At 43.2% G+C, this 15,346-nt stretch carries 7 protein-coding genes; all 7 read right to left on the minus strand.

The features are described from left to right. Positions 1-125: 125 nt before the first annotated feature. Entirely contained in the window at positions 126-2,354 is a 2,229-nt protein-coding gene (locus CFT61_RS07655; RefSeq protein WP_089543873.1) for an endo-1,4-beta-xylanase, read from the minus strand. Positions 2,355-2,395: 41 nt separating this feature from the next. Continuing rightward, on the minus strand, positions 2,396-3,445 hold the full coding sequence (locus tag CFT61_RS07660) for a DUF5627 domain-containing protein (protein WP_089543966.1): 1,050 nt from the start codon (positions 3,443-3,445) through the stop codon (positions 2,396-2,398). A gap of 20 nt (positions 3,446-3,465) precedes the next feature. Further along, positions 3,466-5,283: a RagB/SusD family nutrient uptake outer membrane protein gene (locus CFT61_RS07665; RefSeq protein ID WP_089543874.1), complete on the minus strand. Its 1,818-nt coding sequence runs from the start codon at positions 5,281-5,283 to the stop codon at positions 3,466-3,468. 22 nt (positions 5,284-5,305) lie between these two features. After that, the gene (locus CFT61_RS07670) at positions 5,306-8,173 is read right to left on the minus strand and encodes a SusC/RagA family TonB-linked outer membrane protein (protein WP_089543875.1); all 2,868 of its coding nucleotides are present in this window, start codon (positions 8,171-8,173) and stop codon (positions 5,306-5,308) included. A gap of 44 nt (positions 8,174-8,217) precedes the next feature. Beyond that, positions 8,218-10,182 carry a RagB/SusD family nutrient uptake outer membrane protein gene (locus tag CFT61_RS07675; protein ID WP_089543876.1) on the minus strand — a complete coding sequence of 655 codons (1,965 nt, stop codon included), beginning with the start codon at positions 10,180-10,182 and terminating at the stop codon, positions 8,218-8,220. Between the two features lie 20 nt (positions 10,183-10,202). Beyond that, positions 10,203-13,328, minus strand: a complete 3,126-nt coding sequence (locus CFT61_RS07680; protein ID WP_437176824.1) for a SusC/RagA family TonB-linked outer membrane protein — start codon at positions 13,326-13,328, stop codon at positions 10,203-10,205. Between the two features lie 152 nt (positions 13,329-13,480). Continuing rightward, positions 13,481-14,905: a cellulase family glycosylhydrolase gene (locus CFT61_RS07685; protein ID WP_089543878.1), complete on the minus strand. Its 1,425-nt coding sequence runs from the start codon at positions 14,903-14,905 to the stop codon at positions 13,481-13,483. Positions 14,906-15,346: the final 441 nt, after the last annotated feature.

The raw sequence follows: 15,346 nt of genomic DNA on the forward strand, positions 1-15,346 counted from the left end.
TATAAAGATGCTTTTGGATAAAAAAATTGGTCATGTCATCACGACACGACCAACCTTAACGACTAACATTTTTTTTCGGTTAATCTATGTATGATAAAACCTAAAACTAATGTCTTTTAGAGTAATTACTTGGCTTCCTTCCAATATTCTGGAGCACCAAGACCAGCAGCGAAACCTGCGTATGTGTGCTTGCGGAGATAGTTGCTATCCCAAAGACCTGTAGGGCAACCTGGACGCCAACCTGAATCCTTAGGAGAATCAGTAGCACACCACTGAGTGATACCATACTGCTGAGCCTGTGGAATCAGCTCGAAGTACTTCTGGATGATGAATGTATAGAAACTACGCATCTGCTTGTGCTGCTCCTCAGTCATCTTGTCGAAGGTAACAGAAGTACCAGCCTCATCCTCATAAGCCATATCAAGCTCAGAAATCTTGACGAGCTTACCTGTCTTAGCCATCAACTTAAACATCTCTTCGATGTCGCTCTGAAGCTTAGCCTGCTTAGTTGCATCACCATAGCATGTTACGTGCATCTGTGTACCAATACCATCGATAACAACAGGCTCCTCTGCATTAGGATCTTCCCACAGACCAATCCAGTGGATCAAGCTCTTCAGCTTAGCGTGCTGATCCCCGTAACCTTCCAAGTTGTAGTCATTGATAAAGAGCTTCAACTTAGATGGATCACCATTGTGCTCAGCAAAGCTCTTACGTGCATCTCTTACGGCTGTACGAACATAGTCGATATCACCGAGATAATCCTGCCAGTAGAAGCTATTGGCTACATCAGAAGCAGGAGCATTAGTTGCATGCTGCAACTCATTGAATCCATCAGCACCAACCTTACCAGAGATCGCCTCATTAACGACATCCCATGTAGTAACATAACCATCAGTAGCCTCCATCATACCATCAATCCAAGTTCCCATGGCAGTGGTAAGAGCATTTTTCTTCTCTTCATCGGTGAGAGGAATGGAGTTGAGATTCTTGACCTGACAAACCTTAACAGAATGTACATCCAAAGTAGCATCTGCTGTCTGTGGTTTCAAGATAATATCATAATTACCTCCAACAATATTAGGCATCTGAAGTTTTACGGTATGACGACCAGCAGAAACAGGTACACTTACAGTAATTTGCTGGTCACTGCCACCCCAACCATTCTGCATAGTCAATTCTACTCCACTAGCATCCTTTGAAGCAGACAAGTCAAGATAAACCACATAATTACCCTCCTCAGAAAGCGTATTTTCGCCACCTGGCATAACAAAGAACTGAGACCAATCTCCTGTTGGAACAAAATGGATAGCACCATTCACAACAGGTGGTTCGCATCCCATAGCAAAGAATGGGAAAGGTCCATCAGTATAGGTTTTCTCATGAACTAGTTGTTCTACCTCTTTAGATGCGGCTGCAGAAGCCACCTTGATGGTACAGCCAGTCGGATTCCAACCATGAGCCGACTCTTTTGCAAAGTCTCCATTTTCAATAAGATTCTCATCAGAACCAGCTTTCGTCAACTTAAAGTCATCGCAAGAAATGGTTCCTCCTACGTTACCGAACACAAACTGGAGCTTATCAATAGGGAAATTGGCTGTAAACTCCCACTTCAAAGTAGAATAATCGTTAGTGATGTCATAATCTTCCATATACTGAACATCATTACTACCACCCCATTGGTTTTTATTATCACTTGCTTCCCAAATAGGCCAAGCAGCAAAAGTTCCACCATCCGAAGCCTTTACCTTAACGGTCATCACGTAACTTTGTCCCTTAACCAATGCCTTAGGCAACACATAACTAATCTGTTTATCCCATTTGTTGGCACCAGCTTCGCCACAAGCAATCTCCAAGTACTTGTTTCCACCATTTGGATCAGGTGGCAACTCCTTATCCTTGATAAGATTTTTGAGGTACTTATTGGCTGCCTGAGAATGCCAAGCCAGCGTATGACCATAAATCGTCATATCTGCATCTTGCGCATTCTTGACGAACTCCTTGACTAACGAAAAATCCGTACTGCCATCATCTTTCACACAAGAAGACATTTTCATGGCATTACCAGCAGTCATTTCATTGAAATTGCTACCAGCAAGGCAATATACAAGTTCCTGCTTGTTGAATTCGGCTGCTTCGAGCGCAATGCCCAACTTAAAGTCGGGATTGCACTTGCCGGCAGCTTTCATATCTTCCACGTATTTCTTCAAAGGCTCGTAGTTATTCAGATACTGATAATCCTTCAAATTCTTGGTCATATCAGTTCTGTACTCCGAGAACTTGTCATCAGCACAAGAAGACAAAGCCAAGAGAGCCACCAAGCCTAAACCTAAATTAATATTTTTCAATTTCATAATAATCAAATTATTAGAATGACACTTATCTATCAAGAATATTACTTCTTGATATACTGAGGACTGAATTGAACAACACCATTGGTGTTACCACGAGTCTCGGCAACAAACTGATCGGATGTTTCCAAAGCAATACCAGAACCGAAATCAACCTTGTAATTGAGAGTCAGGATGTCACGATCCTTGTTACCCCAAGCCAACTTAGCTCCCTTTTCTACAAACTTTCCTGAACCAGAAGCAGTCATGCCCTCTGTATCAGAAGTAACGGTACAATTACCATTATCATCGAACGTAAGTTTCAAGTTGCAAGAGACCTTTGAGCCGTCAGCTTTATTTACAGAGACTACGAAATTACATTCCTTCAAACTCTTGGTTGTAATGTGACTCACTTCATCCTTTTCAAGAGTTGCACCTTCACGCTTTACCTCATGAGTTTGTCCATTCTCTGTAATCTTGTCAGTTCCTCTACGGAAATAATAGCCATCCCATGGATTCATAAACCTAACGCAATAAAGGATATAATCCTTAGGAGCAACAGACCAAGCTGAAGCATCAGTACGAACAGGAGTTGTACCTGCAACGAAAGGAGAACCCGAAAGAATAGAATCGGCTCCCACCATTTCCTTGATGCGAACTGGGATTACATAGGTATTCTTTGCACAATCAGGGTCAGCAAAAAAAGCATCCTCCAACTTAACCTGAAGACGTCCCTGCAATTTTCCATTATACGCAACCGTCTTGGTAGGAATTGTATAATAATTGCTAGGCATTGGCTTTACAGGAGTGACTCCATCCTCAAAATACAGATTGTCACACAATGAATTATCAACATCTACATTCAATGTGATGTTTTTTCCATTATATGCTCCACCCATTGTAGATACGATATACAATACATGATTGTTATCATCCGTATTATCGCGATTCTCATCATTGCCTAAAACTACAGAACGTTCGATATACTGATAAGGATAATATACAGTAGTACCGCCCTCATAATCAGGAAATTCTTGGTTGCCATTCTCACAAGAGTTAAAGCCTAAAGCCAAGATTCCCAATGCAGCCATGGACAAATATTTGCTTATCTTCATTGTTTTCATCATTTTAAATATTAGTCGTTATTTTTTACTTCCCAGCCCTCATTCTGCTGCAAGTTGCTCCACTTCAACATTTCGCTCTGTGGTATAGGACCGTAATACATGTAATCTTTATAGCTGCGATCCTCAACCTTCATTTCTTTGTATGATGGAACACCAGCCTCTGAAGTGATTTCTACACCACGCGCAGCCTCATTTAGAGGAGCTTTCCAACGGCGAAGGTCACTAAAGCGCTTATTTTCAAAACAAAGTTCCAAACGACGCTCGTTGCGAATCAACTCACGCATTTTCTCTTTGCTACCAGCGCACTCATCCAAGTATGGATCCTCGCCAAACTCGCCAATTCCGGCACGATGACGGATTGCCTTGATTACATCGTAAGCTGAGTAGTTGTGAGTTCCCTTACCCTGTGGTCCCCAAGCCTCGTTGGCAGCCTCAGCGTAATCGAGGAATATCTCAGTATAGCGAATATACACAGGATAATGATACTGAGCATTCTTTGAATTAGGGTCAGGATTACAATCCTCACGCAACAGCTTTTTCATGTAATAGCCTGTACGAGTAGAATTGGAAATCTTATTCAAACCATCATTGTTATTAGCCGTCGTAATGTCTGTATGAATGGTCTTTCCCTTATAAGTACTACCATCATGAATGATATAAAGATCAAGACGAGGATCTCGATTGCTGTAAGGATTCAACTTATCATACTCAGAACGGGCATCGTTGATAGGATAACCATTTTCAGCAGGGAATGCATCGACCAGATTCTGAGTTGGGTTGATTCTACCCTTACCATAAAGAGACGGAGGGAAATTATCAGACTCTTGGTTCAGACCAAAATCCCAGTCATCAGCACCATTGGTACGACTGCCACGCCAAAGAATTTCAGCAGGACAAGCACCTGAGCCGAGCGCATCGATTTCCTTGGTTTGCATAAACCAATTATTACCTGTAGCAGACAAACCACTCACACCATTGATACGGTCAAGAACGGTAGCTGCATCGTCAGCAGCCTTAGCATAATCCACGTTTGTACCTTCTGAGAAAGCAGGACTAGCTGCAAGCAAAGATACCTGTGAGCGAATAGCCTCAGCGATACGACCGCTGATACGACCACGCATAATGGAACCAAACACACGGTTGTAGTCTCCTGCGGTCTTTACTCCGATTTCCTTATACTTGGCAGGAACAGCGTTATCATCAGTCAAATCATTGTAATCAAGAGGGAGAAGCTTGGCAGCCTCGTCCAAATCGCTATAGATTTGATCCAAGCACTCCTGGAATGTATTACGTGGCTTGTTGAAATCATCAGTAGAAGTCTCTGGTTCTGTCAAATTAGGAACGCCAAGCAATTTGCCATCGGCTGTCCATCCACCATGATTCATCAAAAGATAATACAAGTTGAGAGCTCTCAAAGCATAAGCTTCACCTTTACGGCTATCACAATACATCTTACGGGCATTCTCGTCCTTTGCCCAGTTTACCTTATCTACCTCCTGAAGGAAGATATTGAGATATTGGATAGTAGCACGACCACTTGTCCATTTAGACATAGGATCGCTATTAGCTGTCCAAGAACCTGTAGCCATCTTGAGCCAGTTATCTGTCAAGTTATTGGTTACAGCGTCATCTGTAGCAATATCAGTAACACTCTTGGTATTGTAAGGAAGCATCGAATAACCATATCCCAATAGTCCCTGAGCGTATGTTGGCTCATTGTAAATCTCATCCAAGCCACGGTTGTTTTCCTCTGCAGGCTCGAAAAGATCTGAGCAAGAAGCCAAAGTAAGCGACATTGCTGCTAATATAAATATATTTTTTACTTTCATTTCTTTCTACATTTTAAAATGATTAGAATGTTGCCTTTACACCTATATTATAATAGCGTGTCTGAGGCGCAGACCCAACGTTCATCTCTAAGACTTCGCGCTCTCCTGAAATGGTAAGCAAGTTAGCTCCGCTTACGTATGCCGACAACCCCTTAAGCCATGTCTTTTGGAACAAAGTACTAGGCAAGTCGTAAGTTATCTGGACCTTAGCCAAGCGGAATGCATCTGTCTTGTACATCCAGAAGTCTGATGTCTGGAAGTTGTTGTTACCATCAAGAGATGTCAAACGAGGATAGGTTGCAGTCTCTTTGGTTTCCTCAGTCCATCGGTTACGAACTACAGCAGAATATTTGCTATCGCCCTTTACCCACCAATAAGAATTGTTCTTGACACCCCAAGCACCGAAGTTACCGGTACCAAGAGCGAAGAAGGTAAAGTTCTTCCACTTAGCTGTAAGATTGACACCAAGCGTGAATGGTGCTCCGTACCAACCACCCTTACCCAAGAAGACTTGGTCGTATTGGTCAATTTTATTATCACCATTTACATCCACATACTTTATGTCACCAGGTTTAACTGTTCCACCAAAATAGCTTTGGTCTGGAGAATTTTTGATTTCCTCCTCGTTTTGGAAGAGACCTGCGCTCTTGTAGCCCCAAATGCCATCAAGTGCCTTTCCTTGTCTGTTCTGATACTGCTCTACGTTGTTCTCATCTCGTTTGGTAGCCTTGGTTGTATAGTAAGTACCAGTCACACCAAGTGAGAGATCCACATCACCTACCTTCTTATTGAAGTTGGCAGCGAAATCAAATCCAACTCTTCGATTATTGTTGTAATTAAGTACAGGCATAAACGAAGCCACTGGATAAGGAGTATTCATATGAGATGGATAGAATGTTGGCGAAGTGATGAGATAACCCTCCATCGAATTGATGAAGAAACTTGCATCCAATGTCACCAATTTCTGCCACAAGGATGTCTTGAAATTCAGAGACAACTCTTTGCGCTTGATAAAATCAAGGTCTTTGTTCTCACCTCTTAATGAATAGGTGTATTTATCGCTAGATCCATCATACCATCCATAGCCGTAAGCAGAAGTCCAAATACTCTGATAGAGATAGTAGCGATTGTCACCACTTGCTATATCAATATCCTCATTGATAATACTACCTGATACACTAATCATCATGTCATCTACCACCTTGGAATTCTTCAAGAAAGACTCATTCTTGAGTCTCCAACCCAAAGAAAGTGATGGTGAGAGAGCCTCACGATGACCTGGAGCCAACTGGGCAGAGTGAATGGCAGCTAATCCTAAATCTGCGTAATACTTCTGGGCATAATTGTAAGAAGCATCGAATGCAAGATTAGCACTAGAGTTCTTATGATACTGTCCAGACTTCGACTGCTGGAAGCCAGAAGCTATCAACATTGCCGACAGATTGTGAACCTTGTTGAAAGTATTGTTGTAGTTGAACTGACCAGAGAAAAACATGGTCTGGTTATCTGTACTTCCGCTGATGTTCTGGTTGCCAGACTTTTTATCCTCACCTTCCTTCTTCAATGCGACAATCATATCCTTGCCATCGACGTTAGCCCATGTTGGGATATAAACAGCATAGCTATTATCGAAAGAAGTATTATAAGAGGTGGCATAGTCAACTGCGAAATGAGTCTCGAAAGACAAGCCCTTCAACACCTTGTGCAAGTTGATATTGACACCCGTATCAAACTGGAATTGACGACTAGTAAATTTACTACTTCCTGCAGAATAGATATCAGCAAAAACATTAGAGGAGTTTGCCTGAGTACCAGCAAGGAAGTATTTGCCATCTACCAACTTCGCAACGCTCATCAAGTCCCAAGCAGCCTTAGCATTAGGGGCTATCATATCTGTGGAGATAAGAGGAGCTGCATTCTGTGGAAAATTAGGACGCCAAGTAGAAGCAGCTTCCCAGTAATTACCCTTTGCAGAATGAGAATCATAGAAGGTTGCACTGGAGTTGACCCAAGCCTTAATATCATCAGTAATGTCTATATCCACATTACCACGAACGCTGAAGCGCTGGGTATTATTATTCTTAGCCTCACCAAACTTGAAATAATCGCCCTGGCGATAATAGTTGATATTGCTATAGAAATGAGCTCGCTTACCACCACCGCTGATTTCTGCAGTAGCCTCATAACGGCTGTTCACCTTTCTGAGATAATCAGAAGAATAGAAATCGAGATTAGGATAACGATAAGGGTTCAAACCTGCTCCATGATTATAGATATCCTCAGTAGAATAAAGTTCAGACAGACCATCATTACGACGAGCCTCGTTATAGAGAGTCATATACTCTGCACTGCTAAGATACTCAGGATAAGACATTGCTACATTCAAACCTGCATTAGCCTGCACCTCGACTTTCAAGCCATCATTATGACCACGCTTGGTGGTTATGACTACAGCACCCTTGGCAGCCTTGCTACCATAGAGCACCACAGCCTGCGCACCCTTGAGGAAAGATATCTGTGCAATCTCACTTGGTAGAACGTTGTTAGCTTCACGAGGCACACCATCTACCAAGACGAGATAACCAGCGTTGTCGGCATCCATACCCCAGAGAGAATTGCCATTCCAACCACCTACATAACCTTGCATATTGTCGAGGCTATAAGTATGGTAGTTCTTCTTCATCAAGTTCTCTACATCGACTACAGACACACCGCCCAAGATGTCATCCTTGGCTACCTTTCGGTAAGCCACCTGAACCATCTCCTTGTCGGCACTGGCTGTGTCGGATTCGCTTGTCTGTGCAGTCTTGGCATTGGCACCAAGAGGAGCCAAAGCCACGAGACTTGCTACAAAAAGCTTATAATTATATGATTTGAATCTTGAATTCATACTATCATTATTCATTTAGTATTACTAATTTATAATTTTAAACCTTACCAGCCAGGATTTTGACTAAACTCTGGATAGAGCTGAGTATCCTTGATTGGCAATGGGAACCAATAGTGCTTGGTTTCGAAATTACGAGTCAATATCAACTCTCTGCGATAATTGGCAACCTCAGCGTCCTTAGGATCATTCTCCGTATAGAAGTCTGGACTTTCCACACGGTCAAACTCCTGTGAGAATTTTTGATTATATGGCGCCTCTGTCAGAAGCAACCAACGCTGCAAGTCACAAAAACGGAATCCTTCGAAAGAAAGTTCTACCTCACGCTCACGACGGACCTCGTCCATGAACTTATGGCTGTCTGCAACAAATTCTGCAGCAACATGACCAGCACCACAACGGTCGCGAAGTGTATTAATTGCATCTTCTGCGGTCTTACCAAAGTTTGAAGACTTGCCAGTAGCACCACCGAATGCAGCACAAGCCTCTGCATACATCAAGTATATGTCTGCAAGACGCATATATGGCAAATAGCAGTGTAAAGCTGCCCCCCAGTCGTAATCTTTATCCACTTCATTACAAGTATGAGGCACCAACTTCTGAATGAAATAACCCGTACGGCTTGCATTTGCTACAGGGCGCATATTACCACCCGTATATAATTGGCAATACTGTAAATCTGCATACTGACCAGGTGTTCCGTTCAAATACTTAAAACCATCGAAGACGATATCGTGGTAGAAACGGGGATCACGATTTTTGAAAGGATGGGTAGGGTCGAAACCAGACTTTGGATTGAGTACATACTGACCATTCTCAACCAAATAGATTGGTTCTCCGTTAGCCATTCCATAAGCCTCTACAAGGTTGGCCGTAGGTTGGTGAATGACATTATCACGATCAACGACTTTCTGTACCTTAGGGCCAAAGACCTTAGAGGTGTTCCAGTTAGAGCCATTGAAATCAGCAGATGGACCACGGAAGATAGCTTCAACCGTTCCTGGCATTTTCCAGTTCTGCTTCTTGGTATAGAATATATCAGAAAAACAGCTATTGGCATCATCAGATTTCTCATGATTGTAGATGTCTTTGTACTTAAACTCTGCCAATGCATATTGTGTCTGACCAGCTTCCACAAGAGAGAGCAGTTCACCAAAAGCCTCAGCTGCCTTCTTAGCATATTCTTGATCATAATCATAAGTCTTGCCATTCTTGCTGGCACCAGTCTGCGCACCATTCTTCATCAAAGGACTAGCAGCCCAAAGATAGGTTTTACCAAGATAACCAAGAGCCATGATCTTATTGATGCGAAGATCATTCTTACCTTGTGTGGCAGCACCTGCAGAAGTCTTATCCCAATTAATAGGCAACAAATCGGCAGCCTTGCGGAAATCTGCTGCCGCTTTATCAGCGCATTCCTGATAAGAAAGGCGTGGTAAATTCAGCTCGGCATTGGCATCGAGATAAGTATCCACATAAGGCATACCACCAAAATACTCCATCATTTCCTCATGCCACCATGCACGGAAGAAATAGAGCTGACCCTCTATCAGTTTTTTCTCTTCAGCACTTCCAGTCACAAACTTGTCGATATTCAGTAAACCGAGATTACATTTTCTGATGCAATACCACGCATGGTTCCAAATACCGTGTGCGAACTTATCTGTGGAAGTAGAAGAACCATCACGCTTTAGCCAGTTACCAGTAGATTCCCATGCACGGAAGTTACCTAAATCAACCTGATGGGTCATTCTATTATCAGCCTCAGGATTGAAGATTTCATCATCACCCCAGTTCCATGAAGGACACCAGTTACATTTCTCTTTATCAGGGATACAGTTGTATATTTCCTCAACGAAACCTTGGAAATTACGGAAATTGGCAAAGGCATCGTCTGCAGAAACTGTTGAGTCTGGCTCCTTGTCCAAGTAGTCTTGACAAGAACTCAGCGAAGTACCGAGAGCCAGCGAGACGCATCCCGTCAACAATAATGTCTTTATCTTATTTTTCATCTGAATATTTTTTTTTATAATTACAATGAGAATTTAACACCTAAGTTGAAGCGGCGAACCGTAGGGTATGCTCCCATCCAGCCACCACCACCGAGGTTTGCCTCACGGTCATCAGGCATACGAGTCCAGAGCCAGAGGTTATTACCATTCAAGTAAACCTTGAGGTAGTTTACGCCTAATGCCTTAATCCAACCCTTGGTCCAGGTATAAGCAATCTCGACATTCTTCAAACGAATGTAAGAGCCATCATACATAAACTGTGTACCATAGGTGTAACTTGAAGCAGTGGCACCCCAACGAGGGAGGATACATTCTGCATTGCTTTGATTCTTATTCCACCAAGTACCAGTATCATAAACATTATCAAGCATATTACCAAAGCTTGTCAATGATACGTCACGGGTCACATCAGTTACTCCATAGAACTGAGCGAAAGCAGAGAATCCCTTCCATTCGAAACCAATAGTAGCATTATAGGTGTTCTGCGGATTACTGCTATAACCTACAGGAGCCGAGTCCTTGCTATCAACAACACCATCACCATTGAAATCAACAATGTAATAGTCACCAACCAAACGGTGATTGTCATTGGAGTCGTGCGCCGGAGAACCTATCAAATCATCAATATTATTGATAAAGCCCCTATCTATATAAGAGCGATACTGATTCATGGCAAATCCTGCCTCCTTTTGATAACTTGGAGTAAGGATGGCATCATCCTTCAAAATTACCTTATTCTTGGCATGGGTCATATTGAAATTACCCCAGAGTCGCAAGCCATTAGCAAACACCTTATTAAGTTTCAATTCCCACTCGTAACCACTGGTACGAACCTTACCTTTATTAATAGTAGGCGCTGTCGTTCCGAAATAAGAAGGAACAGAACGGTTGGAGCCGAAAATCAAGATGTCATTACGACGATCACAGAAGAAATCCAAAGAACCAGTAATCAAGCCTCCCAAGAAACCATAATCGACACCGAAGTTGGTTTTCTTAACTGTTTCCCATTTCACATTCTCATTTCCAAGAGTGTTCTGTCGATACCATGTATAGATGCTCTCTGTATGGTCGAGATCCATAGTACTCTTGCCGCCATACGCCCACTGACTCATATACAACCAGCGACGAGTAGAATCAAATGGGTCACCTATGTTGTCATCACCAATCTCACCATAGGAAGCACGGAACTTCAACATATCGACGATGTGCTTGTCACGAAGATACTTCATGAAGTTTTCCTCAGTAATGGTCCATCCGATAGCACCTGAATTGAAGAAGGCAAAACGATTGTCCTTGCTGAACTTTTCTGATCCGTTATAGGCACCATTATACTCGATGTTGTAACGACCTGCATAGCTATAGGTAGCACGGAACGCCCAGTCCTCACGGTAACTTGGCATCACACTACCACGTGCATTCTCCTGACGTGAGAACAAGCCCATGGCTGATACATCATGCTGTCCATACTTGCGAGCCCAGTTGAGCTGCAACTGATAGTAGAGGTTGCGAACAGTCTGGTTATTATCTACAGAACCACCTTCCGTTGACCAGTTCACACCTTGCTGCCAATCAAACTTATTCTGTCCCTCAAGTTCTTTACCATAAGTAATCTGACCTGTTTCAGGATCAATATACTTAGTCTGGGCTTCATTATTCAAGTCATTGATACCTCGTCCTGTCTCAACAAAAACATTATCCCAAGAGATAGTACCACGGAAATTTAAGCCTTTGGTTATGAAATCCAATTTCTGCTCAAGGGTAAAGTCTGTATTGATACGAGTGGTTGTAGCCTGTGCTGTACCACCGATAGCAAGATTCTGTGCAGAGTTACTTACATTGGAAGCAGCTGGATAGAATCCCCATGTGCCGTCAGAATATTGTGGCAAGAACACATCTGGAGCGATGTTATAAGCACCAGCCCACTGCTGACCAATCTGCCACTCACTATTGCTCATGTTACTCCAAGGAGCTTTTCTTACGCCATTGCTACCAGCCACATTTACCTTCAAAGTAGTGCTACTAGTGATGGCAAAGTCCAAGTTACTACGAACATTGATACGATTGTATCCATAGCCAGAATTGTAATTACGACCATTGTCATACACACGGAAGAGGTCACCCTCATGCACGAAATCAGCAGAAGCGAAGTACTTAACGAATTTTGTACCACCACTCACGTTCACGTTGGCATTATAAGACATAGCAGACTTTTTGAAAAGTGCATCCTGCCAATCCACATTGGCATAACGTTCACGCTGCTCCTGCGTAGTCTGGTTTCGATAGTTGTCTATAAAAGACTGAGGACGAAGATATGAAACACCTTCAGGATAAATGCCCAGTTCACGCTCTACCACTTGGTTGCGAAGCATCAACGCATCATAAGAGTCGTACTTGTTAGGCAACTTAGAAGGAGCTTTCAACGTAGCATTGAAACCAACGTCAATCTTAGCCTTGCCTTCCTGACCACGCTTGGTGGTAACCAAGATGACACCATTAGCTCCCTTCACACCATAGACTGCAGTAGCAGAAGCATCCTTCAGTACAGAGATGCTCTCCACAGAAGAGATGTCCACGCTGCTCAGAGGACGTTCAATACCATCAACGAGAACGAGAGGGTCGGAATTGTTCCATGAACTAGAACCACGGATGATAATCTGAGGTTCCTCCTCACCAGGCATACCATTGCCTTGGATTGTAACAACTCCTGGGAGGTTACCTGTCAAGGCTGAACCAACGTCGCTGACACCAGCTGCACGCTCCAAAACCTCACCAGTAGTCTGGGTGATGGAACCTACGACAGATGCCTTCTTTTGCTGACCATAACCAACGACTACAACTTCGCCAATGGCATTGTCGTCTTCGAGGGTAAGTTTGAACTCTCTCTTCGTACCAATCTTTACTTCCTTGGTCTTCATACCTACGTATGTAAATACGAGGATAGAATTCTCTGAAGGAACACTGATACTGAAATTACCATCTAAGTCGGTGACAGCACCGACACCGGGATTTCCCTTTACTTTTACAGTGGCACCTATCAGAGGCTCACCTGTACCGTCAACAAGATTACCCTTGACCTGGATCTTCTGTGCCTGAGCATTCAGGCTGCAGAAAGCTCCCACCAAGCATAAGGCTGCTGTCCGTTTCATTGTTAACACTTGTTCAATCATGTTCTATTCATTTTTGATTTATGTTTTATAGTTTATGCATTCACATATTTTATATGATTGTCTATTCGCGGGTGCAAAGATACTTGTTTCATTTCAGATACACTTTGTCTCTTGTAACAGATACTTTGTCGTTAATAACAAACTTTGTAAGAACGAGTCTTTCCGCCCTTTAACAATTGTTTTACTACATAAAGACCTTTTTCAGGTTTATTCACTTTTACACCAGCTATATTATAATAATAGGTGGCGATAACTTCTTCATCGTTCACATTCTGCTCAATTCCCGTATCCGTCTGTTTCATGTACCATTCCTTGTACCAGTTCATGCAGGCATAGCCGCAGCACTCTTCAAAGAGTTTGTGCTTCTTGGCATTCTGGAAGCCCGGTATTACCTTGCCGGTCTTCAGATACTCGTCTATGTCATAATACTCCTGCGGATGGGTAAGGGTCATACCGATGTTGCCGTAATGGTCGTGCACAGCCTTCCATGCCATTCCCCATTTCGAGGTAGATGCCGTTGCCCAGCTGCCCAGGTTAGGCTGAGTCCACTGGCCCCACTCGTTGTAGTGACCTTCGCTCGCCTTGTCAGGATCTTCCGGACTCCAGTCTATCTCCGTTACTATGATAGGCTTCGTCTCTACCATCGGCACCTGACTCTTGAAGTTGCGGATAAAGGTATCGTGATTGCAGTTCTTGTCGGTCATGTTGCCATACCAGCCGGAATATACATGTACGGCATACGAGAAATTATCCTCACTGTCGGTGATAGGATACTTGGCGTAGTTCTGATACTGGCTCTGATAGCCCGCACCCGGCACCCAGATGATGCCCTTGAAGCCCTGCGCGCGAATCTCGTCAACCACCGGCTGGAAGTAATCATGCAGTGCTTTATCCGAATTAGAGCCATCACTCAGATGAACCCTCACCGGCTCGTTGGCTAGTTCGATAGAGATAATACCCGAATTCTGCCGGATATACTCATCGGCAGCAAAGGCCTTCCATATCGACTTCAGGTAGCTGTTGTACTTATCGCCTACGCTGATGTCGCCAGGACATACACCCGGTGGACGCACGATGACGTAGAGTCCGTGGGCGATGGCATCCTTAATTAATGGAATATAGAGTTTCTGGAGATAGAGGCGATAGCGCGCCATGTTGAATGCCGAGATATCGGCCTCGTTCTCTGCCTTCTTCGATGGATCGTTGGTCCAGCAGGGATCCATGTGCAGACGGAACACGGTGCAGTAAGCACCCTGCTCCTTGTCGGTGATGGCAGCAAACTGCTTGGAGAAATATTCCAGGCAAGGCTGGATGTCGGCTTCCGAATAGTCAGCCTTCCACTGTTGCCATCGCCAGCCGTTGAAGTAGCGGTTGGGCGTATCCATCACACCATGCAGCACCACGGTCTTGCCGTTGGCATCAACCAGATTCTTGCCTTCTACACGCAGAGCCGGCAAATTTCCGTCAGCTTGCGGGTCAGCCTGGCTGGCAGCCGCATTCCCCACCATTGCAAACATCGCAAGAGCCAGGGATATGAAAAAAATCGTTCTGTTCATGTTATTTTATTTTTAGATTTTATCACTTTTCCAAATTGTCAATTAATTATTAAGCCCGAAAAACAATCTCAGTTACCTTTAAAGAGAATGGCGCGTATCCCTACGCACCATTCCTAGAAAACCAATTAATCATGATCTTTTCAATCATAAATATGTTCATTTTTAAATTGAACTCAAATCCAATCAACCTAATTTTCTTAAAAAAACATCAAACTAACTAAAACCATTCTAACTAAAATCATTCAAAAAACTGCTGTTTCGCATATTTCATAATAAACATAACCTAATGCCAATGCAAAATTGACTTTTTTTGATGGTGCAAAGGTATCAGAAAATCGAGAAACAGGCTTTATCCTGCGTAACCGATAGTTTATGAAGAGTTTAGTCGTGCAACATATACTTTCCGTCATGTAACATCACCCGATAATGAACACCAAAAGG

Origin of the sequence: Segatella copri (genome assembly GCF_002224675.1) — a bacterium.
Taxonomy (GTDB): Bacteria; Bacteroidota; Bacteroidia; order Bacteroidales; family Bacteroidaceae; genus Prevotella; species Prevotella copri_U.